This window comes from Pseudarthrobacter chlorophenolicus A6 (assembly GCF_000022025.1).
Lineage (GTDB): Bacteria > Actinomycetota > Actinomycetes > Actinomycetales > Micrococcaceae > Arthrobacter > Arthrobacter chlorophenolicus.
Window position 1 is genome coordinate 4,165,150 of record NC_011886.1, and the last position, 17,769, is coordinate 4,182,918.

At 67.6% G+C, this 17,769-nt stretch carries 15 protein-coding genes; 7 read left to right on the top strand and 8 right to left on the bottom strand.

Annotated features, from left to right (window positions below):
- The 3 genes from ACHL_RS18720 to ACHL_RS18730 are packed head-to-tail and all read right to left on the bottom strand — an operon-like array spanning nt 1 to nt 3,300.
- Nucleotides 1-1,116, bottom strand: coding sequence for a FecCD family ABC transporter permease (locus ACHL_RS18720; RefSeq protein ID WP_015938880.1), 1,116 nt, complete (start codon nt 1,114-1,116; stop codon nt 1-3).
- Complete coding sequence (locus tag ACHL_RS18725) at nt 1,113-2,204, bottom strand: FecCD family ABC transporter permease (RefSeq protein ID WP_015938881.1); 1,092 nt, start codon at nt 2,202-2,204, stop codon at nt 1,113-1,115. The genes ACHL_RS18720 and ACHL_RS18725 overlap by 4 nt, the downstream gene beginning before the upstream one ends.
- A gap of 10 nt (nt 2,205-2,214) precedes the next feature.
- Nucleotides 2,215-3,300: an iron-siderophore ABC transporter substrate-binding protein gene (locus ACHL_RS18730; RefSeq protein ID WP_015938882.1), complete on the bottom strand. Its 1,086-nt coding sequence runs from the start codon at nt 3,298-3,300 to the stop codon at nt 2,215-2,217.
- A 368-nt stretch (nt 3,301-3,668) separates the two neighbouring features.
- On the opposite strand from ACHL_RS18730, the gene ACHL_RS18735 reads away from it, so the two are divergent.
- Complete coding sequence (locus ACHL_RS18735) at nt 3,669-4,163, top strand: FBP domain-containing protein (protein WP_015938883.1); 495 nt, start codon at nt 3,669-3,671, stop codon at nt 4,161-4,163.
- A gap of 10 nt (nt 4,164-4,173) precedes the next feature.
- Here ACHL_RS18735 and ACHL_RS18740 read toward each other — a convergent pair whose 3' ends face one another.
- The 4 genes from ACHL_RS18740 to ACHL_RS18755 all read right to left on the bottom strand — a co-directional run bounded on the left by ACHL_RS18740 (nt 4,174) and on the right by ACHL_RS18755 (nt 10,855).
- Nucleotides 4,174-4,896, bottom strand: a complete 723-nt coding sequence (locus ACHL_RS18740; RefSeq protein ID WP_015938884.1) for an RAD23 family protein — start codon at nt 4,894-4,896, stop codon at nt 4,174-4,176.
- Nucleotides 4,897-5,098: 202 nt separating this feature from the next.
- The gene (locus ACHL_RS18745; RefSeq protein ID WP_015938885.1) at nt 5,099-8,560 is read right to left on the bottom strand and encodes an ATP-binding protein; all 3,462 of its coding nucleotides are present in this window, start codon (nt 8,558-8,560) and stop codon (nt 5,099-5,101) included.
- Nucleotides 8,557-9,405 (bottom strand): DUF4194 domain-containing protein, encoded by an 849-nt coding sequence (locus ACHL_RS18750; RefSeq protein WP_015938886.1) that lies wholly within the window; start codon nt 9,403-9,405, stop codon nt 8,557-8,559. The genes ACHL_RS18745 and ACHL_RS18750 overlap by 4 nt, the downstream gene beginning before the upstream one ends.
- Nucleotides 9,398-10,855, bottom strand: a complete 1,458-nt coding sequence (locus ACHL_RS18755; protein WP_015938887.1) for a DUF3375 family protein — start codon at nt 10,853-10,855, stop codon at nt 9,398-9,400. The genes ACHL_RS18750 and ACHL_RS18755 overlap by 8 nt, the downstream gene beginning before the upstream one ends.
- A 263-nt stretch (nt 10,856-11,118) precedes the next feature.
- On the opposite strand from ACHL_RS18755, the gene ACHL_RS18760 reads away from it, so the two are divergent.
- From ACHL_RS18760 to ACHL_RS18770, 3 genes are all read left to right on the top strand, one after another.
- A complete protein-coding gene (locus ACHL_RS18760; RefSeq protein WP_015938888.1) occupies nt 11,119-11,421 on the top strand; it encodes a hypothetical protein in 303 nt (100 codons plus the stop codon).
- A gap of 61 nt (nt 11,422-11,482) precedes the next feature.
- Complete coding sequence (locus ACHL_RS18765; protein ID WP_015938889.1) at nt 11,483-13,483, top strand: acyl-CoA dehydrogenase family protein; 2,001 nt, start codon at nt 11,483-11,485, stop codon at nt 13,481-13,483.
- Nucleotides 13,484-13,547: 64 nt separating this feature from the next.
- A complete protein-coding gene (locus tag ACHL_RS18770) occupies nt 13,548-14,474 on the top strand; it encodes a hypothetical protein (RefSeq protein WP_015938890.1) in 927 nt (308 codons plus the stop codon).
- Here ACHL_RS18770 and ACHL_RS18775 read toward each other — a convergent pair whose 3' ends face one another.
- Nucleotides 14,475-14,873 carry a YchJ family protein gene (locus ACHL_RS18775; RefSeq protein WP_015938891.1) on the bottom strand — a complete coding sequence of 133 codons (399 nt, stop codon included), beginning with the start codon at nt 14,871-14,873 and terminating at the stop codon, nt 14,475-14,477.
- A 164-nt stretch (nt 14,874-15,037) separates the two neighbouring features.
- Between ACHL_RS18775 and ACHL_RS18780 the strand changes: the two genes are divergently transcribed.
- Genes ACHL_RS18780 through ACHL_RS18790 form a run of 3 tightly spaced genes read left to right on the top strand, consistent with a single transcriptional unit; the run spans nt 15,038 to nt 17,672 of the window.
- A complete protein-coding gene (locus ACHL_RS18780; protein ID WP_015938892.1) occupies nt 15,038-15,781 on the top strand; it encodes a hypothetical protein in 744 nt (247 codons plus the stop codon).
- Between the two features lie 27 nt (nt 15,782-15,808).
- Nucleotides 15,809-16,813 carry an aldo/keto reductase family protein gene (locus ACHL_RS18785; protein WP_015938893.1) on the top strand — a complete coding sequence of 335 codons (1,005 nt, stop codon included), beginning with the start codon at nt 15,809-15,811 and terminating at the stop codon, nt 16,811-16,813.
- Nucleotides 16,814-16,817: 4 nt separating this feature from the next.
- A complete protein-coding gene (locus tag ACHL_RS18790) occupies nt 16,818-17,672 on the top strand; it encodes an SDR family oxidoreductase (protein ID WP_015938894.1) in 855 nt (284 codons plus the stop codon).
- Nucleotides 17,673-17,769: the final 97 nt, after the last annotated feature.

Consider the following 17,769-nt stretch of genomic DNA (forward strand, 5'->3'; position numbering starts at 1 on the left):
TCAGGCATCCTTTCGGTTGTTCGTGACCAGGAGCCACAGCAGGAACGGGGCACCGAGCGCGCCGGTGATGACGCCCACCGGCAGGACGGTTCCGTCCAGCACCAGCGGGGCAAGGTTGGCGGCGAGGAAGTCCGCGGCGAGGACGATGAGGGCCCCCACCAGGGCCGACGCCGGCAGGCTGGCTTTACGGGTGAAGCGCCGGGCGATGGGACCGGCCAGGAAGGCGACGAACGAGACCGGCCCGGCGGCCGCCGTCGCCACCGCCGCAAGGGTGACGGCGATGATGACCAGGGCGAGGCGGGCGGCGTTGACCCGGATGCCCAGGCCTGCCGCGGTGTCGTCGCCCAGTTCGAGGATGCGCAGCGGCCCGGCGATGACGGCCACAGCGGGAAGGAGCACGGCGAGGGCCAGGAACAGGATCCCGGCGCGGTCCCAGTTGGCGGAGTTCAGGGAACCGTTGAGCCACACCAGGGCGTCTGCGGCGGTGCGGATATCAGCGCGCGTCATCAGGAAGTTGACCACGGCGTGCAGGGCGGCAGCGATTCCGACGCCTGCCAGTACCAGCCGGTTGCCGGCGGCATTGCCCCGGCCGGCCCCGCGGATCCCGCCGCTGGAAATCGCGTAGATCAGGCCCGCTACGGCCAGGGCCCCCACCAGCGCGGCGCCGGACACCACTGCACCTGATGCGCCAAAAATCACGATGGCCACCACGGCTGCGGCGCTGGCGCCATAGCTGATGCCGATGATGTCCGGGCTGGCCAGCGGGTTGCGGAGCATCGTCTGGAAGAGTGCACCGGCCAGCCCGAAGGCCAGTCCGATCATGGTTCCGATGACCGCCCGCGGGAGCTTGTTCTCCATGACGATGAAACTGGCACCGGGGATCCGGGGACCGCCGGTCAGGTGGTTGAAGACGATGGTGAAGAAGTCAGGGATGGTCACCGTGTAACTGCCCAGCAGCACGGAAACGAAAAAGAGGACCACGACGCCGGTGGCCAGGAAGGCGGTCCGGTTCAGGGGGATCCGTTCCCGGCGTTGCCCTATCACTTTTGGTCCCTTGGACCCGGTTTTGGCAGCGATATCTGATGGGGCAAGCGGGGTGGTTGCCTTGAGGGTCACAGTCCGGCTCCCTTCCCGCGGCGGACCAGCCATACGAACACGGGCGCGCCGATGAGTGCGGTCATGATGCCGGCCGGAACCTCCCCGGGAAGCAGCACCACCCGTCCCACAATGTCGGCGCCGAGCAGCAGCACGGGCGCCACGACCAGGGAGAACGGCAGGATCCAGCGGTAGTCCGGGCCGGTCAGGAATCGGACAGCGTGCGGGATGACCAGTCCGACGAAGGCGATGGGGCCCGCCATCGCCGTTGCGGATCCACACAGCAGCACGATGCCCAGGGCAGTGATGCCCCGGGCGAGTCCCACGCGCTGGCCCAGGCCGCGGGCAATGTCATCACCCAGCGCCAGGCTGTTGAGGATCCGGCCGGTCAACAGCACAACGACAGCCCCTGCAGCCAGGAAGGGCAGCCCCGCCAGCACCACGGACCAGTCACGGCCGGCAATGCCGCCCACCTGCCAGAACCGGAACTTGTCCAGGGTGTCCTGGCTGGAGACCAGGATGACGCTCATAAGCGAGTACAGGCCCGCGTTGAGGGCGGCACCGGCCAGGGCAAGCTTGACCGGCGTGGCTCCGTCCCGGCCCAGGGATGCGATGAAGTAGACCACGACGGCGGCCACGGCGGCGCCGATGAACGCGAACCAGATGTAGCCGGACAGCGAGCCGACGCCAAAGACATAGATGCCGGTCACCACGGCCAGGGCGGCGCCCGCGTTGACGCCCATGATTCCGGGGTCGGCAAGGGGGTTGCGGGCTACGCCCTGCATGGCGGCGCCGGCCAGGCCCAGCGCACCGCCGGCCAGCAGGCCGAGGATGGTGCGGGGAATACGGGCGTGGACCACAGCGTGGTCCCCGTTGGCGGGATCGAACTGCGTGAGCGCGTCCCAGACGGTGCCCAGCGGCAGGCCCCTCGCGCCGACGGCGAGGGATGCACCTGCCAGGACGGCGAGTACGACGACGGCGGCCAGCAGCCAGGCGGCGCGCTTGCCGGGGAACGCGCGGGCGCTCCCCGGGGCACGGGCTTCCGTCCCCGGCACCGAAGTGCCGGGGCTTGCGGCCTGGCGTGCCGCCGTCGTCGAACTCTGTGTCACGGAACCGGTGCTACTTCACGGCATCCGCTGCGGTGGCCAGTTCGGGCAGGAACGTGTCCAGCGCCCAGGGAAGGCTCAGCGGTGAGGAAGCAGAGATAGCGAGGACCAGGCTCTTGTTGGCGTCTGCCACGAACGCGCCGCTCTTGACGGCAGGGATCTGTCCGAGCAGGGGGTCGTTCTTGATGGCGTCAGCTTCGCTGGCGTCTTCCACCGAGCTGAGGAAGATGTCCGAATCAAGTTCGTTGACCTTCTCCGCGGACCACGGCACGAAGAATTCCTTCGAACCGGCCGATGCCTGCTCCGCAACGGGGGCGAGCTTCATGCCGATGGAGGACAGGAACTTGGGCCGGTTGTCGTTGGCCGTGTAGATGCCGGTCTGCGTGCGGTCGGACGGCAGGGCGTAGCCGTAGATGAACGTCTTGTCCTTGATCTGCGGGTACTTCGCCGCCTCTTCCTTGACGGTGGCCTCGGTGTCGGAGACCAGCTTGGCGGCTTCGGCGTCCTTGCCCAGCGCCTTGCCCACGATGGTTGTGGCGTCCTGCCAGGAGGTCCCGTAGGCCAGCTCGGGGTGCGCCACCACCGGCGCGATTTCGCTGAGCTTCTTGTAGTCCTCTTCGGTCAGACCGGAGTAGGCGGCCAGGATGACATCCGGGGTGAGTTTGGCGATCTCGGTGAAGTTGATGCCGTCGGCTTCCGAGTACTGGACCGGAGCCTTGTCGGTGCCGAATCCGGCGCCGAGTTCTTCAAGTGCGGCGTCCTTCCACGGTGTGGAGCCCTTGTCGTTGCCGCCCCATTCGTTCTTGGGGACACCTACGGGGACAACACCCAGGGCAATGGCGACGTCGTCATTGACCCAGGAGACCGTGGCAACCCGCGTGGGCTGCTTCTCGATGGTGGTCTTGCCGAACACGTGGTCGATGGTGACCGGGAACTGTGCGCTGCTGGAGGTGGGTGCGCTGGCATCGGACGTCGACGTTGCCGGGCCGGTGGAGCAGGCGGAGAGCGTCACCGCGGCGGCCAGGATAGCCGACGCCCCGGCTGACCTAAGCAGCGTGCGGCGGGTGGTGCTGGTGCCCGTGAACAGGGAGGAAGCCATGAAATTCCTTAAGTGAGCGATGCGAACTTAAGTAAGGCTAGCCTATGCTCTGTCCTATTACGAAAGCTTTTCGTATCTTATTCCCCAAGGTGACGAAGGACACAGCCGTTGTGGTCTTGGACAGGATTTCCCTGATTTGGCAGGATGGCATGGACCGGGTCCGCTGCGGAACGGCCGGACAAATTCTCAAGAGATCGGGACATCGAGGAGCAATGCGCACGCCGGAGGCTGTCAGCCCGGCCGCTGCCGCGGAATGCGGGGTGGCCGTTTTGGCCTGCCTCGCGGACAACTGCTGACTCTCTTTTTCATCGAGCCCGATTCCCGGGCTGCCGCCCGATCCCGGGCACCCTTCTCGCGAAAGTTTTGCCATGCAATCAGTCACGCCCCAGCAAATCCGCTCATCCTTCGTCAACGCCAGCCGCTCCGAGGCCGCCAAACTCAACTTGCCCCAGCACTTCGACAGCATGGACTGGGACAGCCTGGACTTCCTCGGGTGGCGGGACCCCAAAATGCCGCTGCGCGGTTATCTCGTGGTTCCCGGCCCCAAGGGCCTCACCGGAGTGCTGCTCCGGGCACCCGAAGGTGGCGCCCGGAAGAACCGCTCTGTCCTGTGCGAACTGTGCCGCGACGTGTTCTCCAAGGAGGACGTATTGCTCTGGGTGGCCCGGCGCGCCGGCCAGTCCGGCCGCAACGGCAACACCGTGGGTACCCTGATCTGCGCAGACTTCCTGTGCTCCGGCAATGTCCGCAAAGAGCCCCCGGCCAACGAGATCAACCCGGACCCGGCCGCCGTCGTGGTCCGCCAGATCCAGGGCCTCCAGGACCGCACCGCGCAGTTCCTGGGCAGGGTGCAGCTGAAGTAGGGAACGGGGGTCAGCGGTAGGTGAAGCTGGCCAGGATGGCCTTCAGCGCCTGCCCCTGGCTCCCGGCAAACCACGCACGGGCGGTTTTGTCGTCCGGGAACTGCTGGTCATCGAACAGCACTTCCGCCGTGAGCACGCGGTCGCCCAGGAGGATGATTCCCTTGACCGCGTCCCGGGGGCCTGTTGCCGGTGCGCCCGCCGTCAGCTGCAGGTGGTACGTGGCATCGTCATCGTCCCAGTCCACATAGAACGAGGCATGCGCCTCCGGAGTGGACCGGCCCTGCAGCCCGGGCACCGGTACGGATTCGAAAACGGTCCTGGTGACGGGCCCGGAGACGCCATCGGCGATTTGTCCGTAGTAGATGCTGACCAACTGCTTGTCACTGGCATCGTAGATGGTGGCCGTTCCCACATACGGGGACGCCGAGGCCTCGAAGACCTCTGCCTTCCAGTCCGCAGGCCGGGTGAAGGAAAGCTTGCCGTCAGGGAAGGTGAAGGTTGCCAGCCCGGCCGCAGCAGGATCGGAACTCGACGGCGCCTGCGTGGCGGCCCGGCCCGGCGTCGCGGACGGGGCCGCAGGCTCCGGCGCTCCCGTCGAAGGGGGAACAGTGGCGGCGGGAGACGTCACGGCGCCGCCGGGTCCGGCCGGCCCGCCGGATGTGCAGCCTGCCAGGAGTAAGGCGGCTGCGGTGGCCAGGGCGAAGGGTCCGGTCAGGCGGCGGGCTGGGTGCATGGTGGCTGCCTTTCACGATGGCGCCGTGAGTCTCTTGCGCGGCAACTGCGGGACCCAGCGTTCCGCAGTTGCCGATGGGGATCGGGCTGGCGAGGTGGTGTGGTGCTCACAAGGGTGGCACAACCAATTCGCGGCACACCAGAACCTGATGAATAAATCCATCAGGTTGTTATCCCTGTCTCAGGTTCGTCGCGGCGGGCTGTCAGCGCAGCACGATGTCCACCGGATTCGCCTCGGACCGCCAGGCCCCCTCCTCGCCCTGCCTGGGACGGATGACCGGCGCCGTCAGCACGCCGGAACGGTTGGTGCGCCGGTCCCGGAGGATCTCGGTTACGGAGCCCAGGTGCCGGGACAGGTCGATCACGTTCTCCGGGGCGGCCAGCAGCAACTGGAAGCCGAACTCGTGCAGCGCCTTGATGCCTGCACCGGCGAACTCCTCGGAAGCGAGTACGAAGGCTTCGTCCATCATGACGGTGCCGTACGTGGTGAAACCCTGTTCGGCGATGCCCAGCTGGTAACTGAGGGCGGCCGCCATGATGAACGCCGTAAACCGCTGCCGCTCACCACCGGACATGGAACCGGTGTCCGCGTGCATGAACACCTCGGTCTTCTTGCCGGCCTTCTTTCCCTTGCCCGAGGGGGCGGTGACCTCGCGGTGCTCCTTGCACTGGATGAACAGGTGCCCGCGGACATCCAGCACCTCGGCCCGCCAGCGCCGGTCCTCCGGGGCCTGTGAGCCCAGGCGCTTCACCAGCGTTTCCAGGGATTTGTAGCGTGCCGTGAGCTCGGCGTCGTCGTCCCGTTCCGCACCCGGCTCCGTTTTCGCGGGGCGGGTATGCCGGGCCTTCAGCGCGTTCTGGATGGCGTCCTTGAACTGCTTGGCCGTGGGCGGCAGGGTCTGCTTGATGTCCAGTTCCAGGAAGCTGCCCTCATGGAAGTTCACCTGCGACAGGATGCCGTTCAGGGGCAGGATCCGGCTGGTGATGGAGCGGCGTTCCTCGTCCAGGAGGTGCAGCAGGGTGCTGAAGGATTCATGGGTGCGCTGGTTGAAGAACTGCCGGAATTCGGCTTCCTGCGCCGGCAGGCCGTCATTGACGATCGCGTGGTAGCGGGCTTCGAATTCGCTGGCCGCGCCAATGCTGGTGCCGTGGTCGGCGGAGATGGCGCTGCCCCATTCCCGCACGAACCCCTCGAAAATACGGGTGAGCCGCTCCGCGGTGGCCTGTCCCCGGGATTCGGCGGTATGCAGCTCGCCCTGCAGTGCGGTCCGCACCCTGTTGGCGAGGTTGTCCAGCTCGTGCATCTCCGTCACGTCGCCGAAGTCGGCGAAGTACGGTTCCATCGCCGTGACGGTGGCGTCCGACGGCGGCGCCTCGGCCAGGCGGTGGCGTGCGGCTTCCAGCAGGGAATCGGCAGCGGTCAGTTGCCTGTCGAGCGCCTTGTACTCGCTCTGCAGCACGGCCGCAGATTCGGTGCTGGACTGGTGCTTCTGCCGGACCTCCTCGATGGTGGCGCGCAGCGGCTCCAGGTCCGCCTGGGCGGCAAGGGCATCCTTGAGCCGCTGCTCGATGCCCGCCAGCTCATCGGCTGCGACGGCTGCCGAGACCTGGTCCCAGGGCCTGTCGTCCTCAGCGATCCGGCGGAGCGCTTCGAGCTGCCGGCTCATGCCCTGGTGGGAATCTTCCCGGCTCTGGGCCAGCTCGGCGGCCTTGGCAACTTCCTGCCGGAGGTCCTCCACCTGGCCGGCCACAAGTTCCAGCTTGGCGGCGTTGTCGAATCCCAGCACGTAGTCCTGGCGGCTGGTGAACCGGTCGTCCTTTTCCACGGTGTGGCGGTTCCGCTTGACCACGCCGCCCAGGCTCAGGCCCCTGTCCAGCGCGGCGAGCTGGTCCGGGTCTTCCACGCAGGGGTAGGCGAAGTCGAGGGCGATGCGTTCCCGCACCCATTCCCCGGCCTCGGCAGCCGCACCGCTGGCGAGGATGTCCAGCTTGGTGAGCAGGTCGCCGTCGTGCGCGTCCTCCACTGCCAGCGCACCGCCGGCGAGGGGCTTGGAGACGTCCACGGCCCGCAGCGCACCCCGGACGTTGTGGTCATTGAGGTAGCGGGTGACGGCACGAAAGTGTTCGCCAGGGACCAGGAGCGTGGTGGCCAGGTTGCGGAGCGCGCGCTCGGCCGCCGGCCGCCACCGCTCCTCCCCCTCGGCCAGGTCCATCAGCTCACCGGCGAACGGCATCCTGTCCTCCGGGATGCCGGTGGCCGCGGCAATGGCGGCACGGTTTTCAATGCTCGACGGCGGCAGCAGGGATTTGCGCGTCTTCAGCGACACGAGTTCCTGCTCAGCCGCGGCAAGTTCGCGCTTGCGGCTGGCGTGTGCGTCGAACGCCTCGAACCGCAACTCCTGCAGCGCCTGCGAATCATCCTTCAGCTCCGCGGACCGGGCGGCCGCCTGCTCGTGCGCTTGCTCCCAGCCGGAAGCCGTCCACTCAAGCTCCAGCCCGGCGTCGGACAGCGCCTGCTGTGCGGCCTGCTCCACCTGGCGGCGGAGGCGCAGCCCCACCCGGGCGTTCTCCAGCGACTGCTCAATGGCGGAAATGGCGTTGCCGCCCTGGCTGTTGTAGTCCGTTTCCAGCTGCCGCAGGTTCTTGGCCAGGCCATCACGGACCGAGCGCTCGGCGCCGAGTTCCCTGGCTTTGGCCTGCGCCAGTTCCTTGAACCGGGCCAGGATCTTCTGCTGGACGGTGACGGCGAGGCGCTGCCTGTACGACTCGAATTCGCCGCCGGCCAGCTCCCGGAGCCGGTTGGCGTCAAGGAGCGCCTGGGCATACTCACGGTTCAGCCCCGGAACCGGCGCCAGCTGGTCGCGCTGCTGGCGGACGTCTTCGAGGCGCTGGCGGATGGACATGAGGTTGCTGAACTCTTCCACCACATCGTCAGCCGCGGTCAGTGTTGCGGGGGCATCCAGCACCTGGTCGCGGAAGAACGTGTTGACGCTGCCGCCCAGGCCCTTGCCGGCCTGGATGACCCGCAGCAATGGAAGCGCCTGGTCCGAGCTGATGCCCAGCAGCCGCCGGAACCGCTCGGCGAAGGCCTTGTGGACATCGAACACCTGGGCGTGCGGGAAGACCGTTTCCAGCGCACCCTTGGTGAACCGCTTGTCCGCGATGCCTTCAATCGCGTCGAGGTCCAGCGGAACATTGTCGATCAGGTAAAACCGGCCCACGCTCGATTCCGTGCCGTTCTTCGGCAGGTCGAACAGCGCCGAGACGGTCACCCGGGTGCCCGCAGCGTTGTCGAACGTCAGCCCGACGGCGGACCAGGTGGCACCGGGGCGCTGGAAGGCACTGGCCGAGCCCTCGCCGACGGCCTTGTCGCCCACCTTGCCGCGCATGTACGTGAAGGTAGTGCGCTTGTCCTCCACAGCACCGCCGGACCGCTGGGCGGCTGCCTCGTTGGACCGCGGCCTGGCATCGAAAACGCGCAGCATGGCGTCGAAGAGGGTGGACTTTCCCACGCCGGAGTTACCGGTCAGCAGGGTTCCGTTGCGGTCTACCCGCATGGTGTGCGCGCCGTGGAACGTGCCCCAGTTGACCACCTGGACCAGCGCCAGCCGCATCTGTCCGGGGTTCGTCTCTTCCCCCAGCGGGAGCATGCTCGGAATGGTCACTTGGCGGCCTCTGTGTCGTCGTTGTCGTGGTCCTCGCCATCGGCGGGCTCAGCCACCGGATCTGCGTCGAGGTCCAGGAGCGGTTCCGTGCCGGACTGGTCCGTTGACGCGGCCACCAGGGCTTCGATGTGGGCCGGGATGTCGCCGATGTTCTCGAACGGGAGGGCCAGCGGGAGGGCGTTGGAGATGGTGTACACGTCATCAAGGCCCGTGGGCAGCAGGAGCTGGCGGGCCAGGAGCTTGGTGATGGCACGGGTGACCACGTCCGAGTCTCGCAGGGCGTCCTGCTGGCCGGAGGGCTGGTAGTGCGCCACCAGGTCCGTGATTTCCTCGCGGGTGATGGTGGGGTCCGTCTGGGCGGTGACGTGCCGGTCCAGCAGGAGCCGCAGCCGGAGCAGCACGATGGTTTCCACCCGGCTGAGCGCACGCTGCTGCCGCAGGATGCTGGACCGGGCGCTGCCGCCGATCACGTCCGGGTCCACGGGGCGCAGGACGGCGATCTTCCGCTCATGGTCCAGCTGCATGCTCAGGAACAGCTCCGAAAGCCGGCTGCGCAGGATCACCTGGTTGTCCAGGAGGACTGTCCACAGCTTTTCGTCCCGGCCGCCGTCAATGTACGGGCCCTTGAGGAGCTTCACCAGTGCCTGGCGGACCTTCATGTTCAGCACGCCCGTGTCGCCGGGGAACAACGCGGCCCCGTCCACGAAGGTGTCGCGGGGGGAGACTGCTGCGGTGACGTGGCTGGCCGGCATCGGATCGTCCGCGGTTTCGACGGTCTCAACCACCGTCTCGAGAGTTTCGCTCCCCACCTGCTCAACTGCCGGCGTCGTGATCTCTTCAGTCATCTGAATCCTTTGCGAACGTGACCACCGGCAGGTAGGCCCTGCGGGTGGAGCCGTCTATCTGTTCGAAGTCCAGGCCCTCGAAATCGCTGCGGTTGAAGTCGGCCCCGGCGTGCAGGGCCTCCGACAGGAGCGCCCGGATGGTGTTGATGTGCTGCTCTTCGGGCGGCAGCTGCCCCCAGGCGTCGCCCAGGGTCGTGGCGCCTGCCATGGCCGCGCGGACCACAACCGGTTTGGCTTTGCCGGTCCTCGGCGAGCGCACGCGGTCCGAATCGCTGAAGGCGATGGGATCGGCCAGTTTGGGCGGCGCCGCGAACTCGTCGGGGTCGAACAGCTTCACCATGGACAGCGCCTCGAAACCCGCGTTGTACAGGACCGGTCCGGGAACCAGGCCGGGCCGGTCGCGCTCGTACGGCAGGGACCGGATGGCGTGCTCGGCCTCGCGCAGGACCTGCCGCAACCGGACCGACTGGCGGAAGTCGTCGCTCTGGACGTAGGTGTTGAGGCTTTCGCTGAGCTTGCCGTAGATGCGCTGGATCTGGCTGTGCTGCTGGCGGAGTTCTGCCACCAGGTTCTTCAGTGTTTCGCGGTCCTCCGGCGAGAGGTCGTCCGCGAACTGCCGGCCGAGGACTTCACCGATGGCCGAGCGGAAGCGAAGCTGCTGCTGAGGGTCCTCCAGGAACGCGGTGAAGGACCGGAACGTCCTGCCCTCCGGGCTCTGGCGGAGGCGCTTGTCTGCTTCCAGCACCTGCGCCATGGTGGCGCCCTTGGTCAATGACTCCTCGATGATCTGGTTGCGGAGGCCGCCCACCAGTTCTTCGATCCGGTCGCGCATCTTCTTGTAGTCGGCGGGCAGGCTGGCGGCCAGGTCCAGGATGTTGCCCGCGGCCTCCACGGCTTGGTCGTCATCGAGCAGACCGTCGAACTCGCCGCTGCTGATGTCCTCGATCAGCTGCTGCCGCTCGCCGATTTCCTCCTCAAGGGCCTCAAGCCGGGCGCTCTGGTCCGGGTTGGTCTCATTGGCGAGCTTTTCGACGTCACCGAGCAGCGTGCCCAGCCGGGACCCGTTCAGGGTGGACCGTTCACTGGACAGGCTGTCCAGAAAGGCGAGCACGCGGGCGGCCGGTTCGGTGACTTCGTACACGATCTGGCCCGACTGGTTCCGGCGGGTCAGGAACTGCCGCCGCGTCCACTCGTCGCCGAACGACTTGCCGTTCGCGCCGCCTCCCAGGCCGGGGTCCTGCCGGCGGAGCTCCTCAAGGAAGGAGTCGACGTCGGCATGGAACTCCTCGAGCGGAAGCTGCGGCCGGGTGCGCGTGAAGGATGCCTGCAGCACCGCGATGACCCACGGCGCCGAGCGGGTGAGGGCCCAGGCGGGTCCTTTGGTGAGGAGTTCGAGGTCCCGGAGCCGGGCGCTGATGGCGTCAGCGGATGACCTGGCGGAGCGGGGCACACACTCTCCTTGGACTGTTGGCGGGGCGGGCGGCGGGGCGGGCCGGAAAACGGCCAACTACAAGGTTAACGCAGCCCGTTCAGGGGGACCGCCGCAACCGCTCCGTGACCTACCTGGCGGTAGGGTATCGATCCCGTATCAACAGCGGTTTCCCGGCGCCCGGCTCTGGCTGGCCACGCGGGCCCCACCCTACGCTTTCTGCTACCGGCCTTCGCCGCTTGGCCGCAGCAGACTTTCACCACAGCAACGCCGCAGGGGGACACATGCAGTTCGATTTGAGCGCTCTGGACACATCCACGCTGGTCTTCATCGGGACCCTGGCTTTTGGCGGGCTGTTGGCCGCCTTCGTCCTGGCATCGGGGCTGGTTGCGCTCCTGCTGCTGGGGACGGGAAAGCTCGCCTGGGTGCTGGTGTCCAGTACGCTCCTGGCGGTTGTCCACGGCATCAACGCCGGCTGGGACCGGCTGGTGCACCACGCGAAAAGCGTGGACGCGGCTGCCGACTTTCAGGCCCAGCCTTCCCCTAGCACCGGAACTTACCCGCGGGTAATATTGAGGGACAGCTGAAGGGTTCTCCAACCCGGCGGATCCATGGCTTCACCGGCCATTCCGGCCTAGGAGATAACCCATGACCTCCGCCACGCACAGCCCGTCCACTGACGCACCGGCTGAAGAAACCCCCGTCCCCGCCGGCAAGATCGGTTCCGGCGTCACCGCGGATGAAGCCCGCGCCGTGGCCGAGGCCGCCCGGGAAACCGGATGGGACCGGCCCAGCTTTGCCAAGGGCCTGTACCTGGGCAACTTCGACCTCAGCCTGGTCCACCCCTGGCCCACGCCCGATCCTGCCGATGTGGAGCGTGGCGAAGCCTTCATGGGCAGGCTCACCGCGTATGCCCGCACCATGGACGGCCGGGTGATCGAGCGTGCGTCACAGATTCCGGACGAGTACATCCGCGGACTGGCGGACCTGGGCGTCTTCGGCATGAAGATTCCCGAGGAGTACGGCGGGCTGGGCCTCTCCCTGGTGTATTACGGCCGTGCCCTTGCGCTGCTGGGCAGCGTCCACCCCAGCCTCGGCGCGCTCCTTTCGGCGCACCAGTCCATCGGCGTGCCCGAGCCGGTCAAGGTGTTCGGCTCCCCGGAACAGAAAAAGGAGTACCTGCCCCGGTGCGCGGCCGGCGCCATCACCGCGTTCCTCCTCACCGAACCGGACGTGGGCAGCGACCCCGCCAGGCTGGGCAGCACCGCCACACCCGCGGACGACGGCGAGGCCTACCTTTTGGACGGCGTGAAGCTCTGGACCACCAACGGGGTGATCGCGGAACTGGTGGTGGTGATGGCCGTGGTTCCCGCGCACACGGATGCCGACGGCACAACACACAAGGGCGGCATCAGCGCATTCGTGGTGGAAATGGACTCGCCCGGGATCACGGTGGAGAACCGGAACGCCTTCATGGGCCTGCGCGGCATCGAAAACGGCGTCACCCGCTTCCACCAGGTCCGGGTACCTGCGGCCAACCGGCTGGGCCGCGAGGGGCAGGGCCTGAAAATTGCCCTGACCACCCTTAACACCGGGCGGCTGGCCCTGCCTGCCCTGTGCGTCGCGTCCGGGCGCTGGAGCCTGAAGATCGCCCGCGAATGGTCCAACGCCCGCACCCAGTGGGGCCGGCCCGTGGGCGAGCACGAAGCTGTGGGAAAGAAGATCGCCTTCATCGCGGCCTCCGCCTTCGCGCTGGATGCCGTGTTCGAGCTCGCCGCCGAGCTTGCGGACGCAGGCCAGAAGGACGTGCGGATCGAGGCCGCCCTGGCCAAGCTGTGGGCCACGGAAATCAGCTGCCGGATCGCTGACGAGCTGGTCCAGATCCGCGGCGGGCGCGGTTTTGAGACCGCGGAGTCCCTGGCCGCACGCGGCGAGCGCGCAGTACCCGCCGAGCAGCAGCTGCGGGACCTGCGGATCAACAGGATCTTTGAAGGGTCCTCCGAGATCATGCGTCTCCTGATTGCCCGCGAAGCCGTTGACGCGCACCTGGCCGCCGCCGGGGACCTGGCGTCGCTGGATGCGAGCCTGTCCGACAAAGCCAGGGCCGCCGTCGGCGCCTCCGGCTTCTACGCCAAATGGCTGCCCAAGCTGGTGGCCGGCGCCGGGATGGACCCGCGCTCCTACAGCGAGTTCGGCCGGCTGGCCCGGCAGCTGCGGTTCGTGGAACGCTCCTCCCGGCGGCTGGCCCGCCAGACCTTCTACGCCATGGGCAGGTGGCAGGCGAAGCTCGAGCGCAAGCAGGCCTTCCTGGGCCGCGTGGTGGACATCGGCGCTGAACTCTTCGCCATGACAGCGTGCTGCTCGCGCGCGGAAATGCTGCTCCGCACCGATCCAGGGCGGGCGGCGAGCGCCTACGAACTCGCCGAGGCATACTGCGAGCAGGCGCGGGTGCGGGTGGACGAATACTTCGACCAGCTGTGGCGGAACACGGACGACGGCGACCACCGCCTCACGCGCAAGGTCCTCGCCGGGGACTACGCCTGGCTGGAGGAGGGGGTCCTGGACCAGTCCGAGGGCACCGGGCCGTGGATTGCCGATGCCTCCCACGGGGCCTCAGCGAAGGAGAACCTGCACCGCAGGTACCGGTAGAACCGCAGGTCACGGAACAGTAAGCATCCTTGCTATCGGGGTGGGGCGGTGGTTGAGTGGATCCATGAGCAGCCCCACGGACCCAGAGAACCTCCCTCCCCGGCGAGCGCGGCAGGACGGGCGCAGCGAAACCGGCCGGCCCGGCGACGCGGACAGCCAGGCCACAAGCTCCATTGACCGGACTCCCGCTGACAATGCAACGCGTCCCATCGCCCGCACATCCGCCGGCGACACCACACGCCCGTACTCTGAGGCACCGGCCGCATCCGCGGAGCGCGACTACCGCCAGGACACCTACGCAGAGCGGACCGACCCCGACCCCGACCGGGACTACGCGGACCGCAGCGGATCCGCGGCAACCACGCGGACCGCAGCCGTTCCGGCTGCGGCCGTGGACCCGAACCTGGCCGACCGCGAAACGGCGGTGGCCCGGCAGAAGGAACAGTTCGGCGGCATCAAGGTAGGCTCCGCATTCTTTGGCTGGCTGACCGCAACCGGCATGGCCGTCCTGCTCACCGCACTGGTGGCCGCGGCCGGTACCGCCGTGGGGCTGGCCAACAACACGGACGTCAATGAAGCCGTGGACCAGGCCACCCGGAACAGCGGCACGGTAGGCCTGGTGGGCATCATTGTGCTGCTGGTGATCCTGTTCGTGTCCTACTACTCCGGCGGCTACGTGGCCGGCCGGATGGCGCGCTTCAATGGTGCCAAGCAGGGCCTCATGGTGTGGGTCTGGGCGTTGATCGCCGCGATCGTCATCGCCATCCTGGGCCTGGTGGCCGGACAGCAGTTCAATGTGCTGGCCAACCTCAACAGTTTTCCGCGGATCCCCATCAATGAGGGTGAACTGACCACCACCAGCATCATCGCCGCCGTAGTGGTGGCCGTGGTTGCGCTGGTGGGCGCAGTACTGGGCGGGCTGGCCGGAATGCACTTCCACCGGAAGGTTGACCGGGCGGGATTCACGCCGGACAACGACTACGCCGAGTAGTCAGTCCCGGATGTCCCCGTCCACGTAAAGCCACCGGCCGCCCGAACGGACAAACCGGCTGGTTTCGTGCAGCACGCCGCGCTCTCCGGTGTGCCGGTAGTGAGCCTTGAACTCCACTGTTCCCGCGGTGTCGAACGGTCCGCCGCCTCCGGTGGCCGCAATGTCCAGGCGCCGCCACTGCATTTCCGGGTCCAGCTGCAGATCCAGGGGGGCTGTGTCCGGGTGCCACGTCCGGAGCAGGTAGTCCCGGTCCAGGAGGACGAAGGCCGTGTACCGGGAACGCATCAGCTGCTCCGCCGTGGCTGCTTCAGCCCCGCCTGAATGGAACCGGCCGCAGCAGGAGGCGTACTGTTCCCCGGACAGGCAGGGGCAACGGTCCTGTGCTCCGATTTTTGTCATACGGGGATGCTGTCACATCCGGTAACGGCTTTGCTACAACCCCGTGGACGCCCCCGCGCCTGGGGCACTGCGGCGCAAAAATCCGTAAGGTGGATACGAAGCTGCTGCCGTGTGTGGGGGCGCCGCCGCGGGCCCAAGCTGCCGGCAGAGAGGAGAGATGAATCGTGGAGAATCCGGACACGCTCGTCCTCAACCTGACCTTTTTGGGCACGGTGGGCGTCGCCTTCCTGATCTTCTTTGTCCTCTTCCTCCTGGGCGTCATCACCCTGCTCCTCGCCGGTGTGGGCCGGCTGGCCGCCATCGTCCTGATGCGGCTGTTCGGCAAGGGCAAACGGAAGGACGGGATGCCCCTGGTGCAGCTCTACGGAACCCGGCTTGGCGAGCCCGAGTCCGGCAACGGCGCTGCGCCAGGATCCGTGCGCCCATCGCGGGGCTGGGCTGCGGCACTCAAGCCGGCGCGCCTAAAGTCCGCTTTCGCGAAGTCTCCGTTGGCAAAATCGGCGCTGGGCACCGCCGTCGCCCGTAAATCCGGAACCCGCCGTGAGCAAGCCGTCCTGGCCGAGGACTGGGCCTCCGCCGTGGCCGAAGCCGACGCCCGCGCCACGGCCCGGGAGCGCGCCGCGAACCCCGAAATCAAGCTCTCGGTGCGGGACCTCCCTGATCCTGCGGTTCCGGCGGAGAAGGTGGAGTCCGTGGCGCCGCTCGTGGAATCTGCGCTGCACAACCACCGCCCCGTCCGCGAAGTCCCGCACTCCTTCACGAAGCCCAAGGCTCCGCAGGTGCTGCCGCCGCTGGACACAGGATCGCTGGTGTCCCTCTCCGCGCAGCAGGTACTCAAGCATGGCCAGGACCAGAAAAGGACGGAATCCGACGCCACTGCACGGAACGGGGGACGGCCCTTACCCTGAGCAACCATCTCCGCTAGCGTGAAGCCCATGGAATTCAGATACCTCGGAAACAGCGGTTTCAAAGTCTCGGAAATTACTTTCGGCAACTGGTTGACGCACGGCTCCCAGGTGGAGAACGACGTCGCTTCCCAGTGCGTGCGCGCCGCCCTCGATGCCGGCATCAGCACCTTCGACACTGCCGACGTGTACGCCAACACCGCGGCGGAAACGGTCCTGGGCGAGGCCCTGAAGGGCGAACGCCGCGAATCGCTGGAGATCTTCACGAAGGTCTTCGGCCCCACCGGTCCCAAGGGCAAGAACGATCTTGGCCTGTCCCGCAAGCACATCATGGATTCCGTCAACGGCTCCCTGCGCCGGCTGCAGACGGACTACATCGACCTCTACCAGGCCCACCGGTACGACTTCGAAACGCCGCTTGAGGAGACCATGCAGGCCTTCGCGGACATCGTCCGCCAGGGCAAGGCCCTGTACATCGGCGTCAGCGAATGGACCGCGGACCAGCTCCGGGAAGGGCACAAGCTGTCCCGCGAGCTGGGGTTCCAGCTGATTTCCAACCAGCCCCAGTACTCCATGCTCTGGCGCGTCATCGAAGCCGAGGTGGTGCCGGCGTCGGAGGAACTGGGCGTGTCCCAGATTGTCTGGTCACCCATGGCCCAAGGTGTCCTGAGCGGCAAGTACCTTCCCGGCCAGCCGGCACCCGAAGGCAGCCGCGCCACCGACGAAAAGGGCGGCGCCAAAATGATCTCGCGGTGGATGCGCGACGACGTCCTGCAGGGCGTGCAGGACCTCAAGCCGGTTGCTGAGGAGGCGGGCCTGTCCATGCCGCAGCTCGCCGTGGCCTGGGTGCTGCAGAACCCCAACGTGGCTTCCGCGATCGTGGGTGCCTCGCGGCCGGAGCAGATCGCCGACAGCGTGGCTGCCGCCGGCGTGAAGCTGGAGCCGGACGTCCTGAAGAAGATAGACGACGCCATAGGTGCCCTCGCCGAACGCGACCCCGCCCAGACCAAGTCCCCCGCCACGCGGGAAGCCTAGGCGCATGGCGGCGGACCTGCCGGACCTTGCGGTCACCGGCTCCACCAGCGGGCTGGGCGGCATCGTGGCCCGGGAACTTGCAGGCGCCGGTTTCGCCCAGCGCCTGCTGGTGCGGGACCCGTCCCGCGCGCCTGACCTGGAGCAGGCGGCCACCGCCGTGTGCAGCTACGGCGACGCGGAGGCCGCCAGGAGTGCCCTTGAGGGGGTCCGGGTGTTGTTCATGGTGTCCGCCGCGGAGGCGGAGGACCGGTTGCAGCAGCACTTTGCGTTCGTGGATGCCGCGGCCGCAGCCGGTGTGGAGCACGTGGTGTACACGTCCTTTTACGGGGCGGCCCCGGATGCCACGTTCACGCTGGCCCGGGACCACTACGCCACGGAAGAGCGGATCCGGGCCTCCGGGATGGATTACACGTTCCTTCGGGACAACTTCTACCTGGACTTCCTGCCCCTGATGACCGATGACCAGGGGGTTATCAGGGGCCCGGCCGGTGACGGCGTGTTTTCCGGGGTGGCGCGGGAGGACATTGCACGCAGTGCGGTGGCCGTGCTGCGGGACCCTGCCATCCACAAGGGCAAGACCTACCGCCTCACGGGCCCCGAAGAGCTTTCCATGGCACGGGCTGCGGAGATCATCAGCGAAGGCACCGGCAGGAACGTGAGCTTCCAGGCGGAGACGGTGGAGGAAGCCTACGCATCACGGGCACCCTACAACGCGCCGCAGTGGCAGCTGGATGCGTGGGTCAGCACGTACACCGCCATGGCGGCAGGCGAGATGGCAGGCATCTCACTCGACGTGCACGGCCTGACGGGCCAGGACCCCATCAGCCTTGCGGAGTTCCTGACCAGGCCCGTGCTGTAGCGGTTCTTGCGCCTTCAGGGCGTTGACGGGCGCGCGGGGCGGGCGTAAACCAGAAGCAAGGAACGCCCGCCCCGCCATCCGCCCCACAGAATCGCAG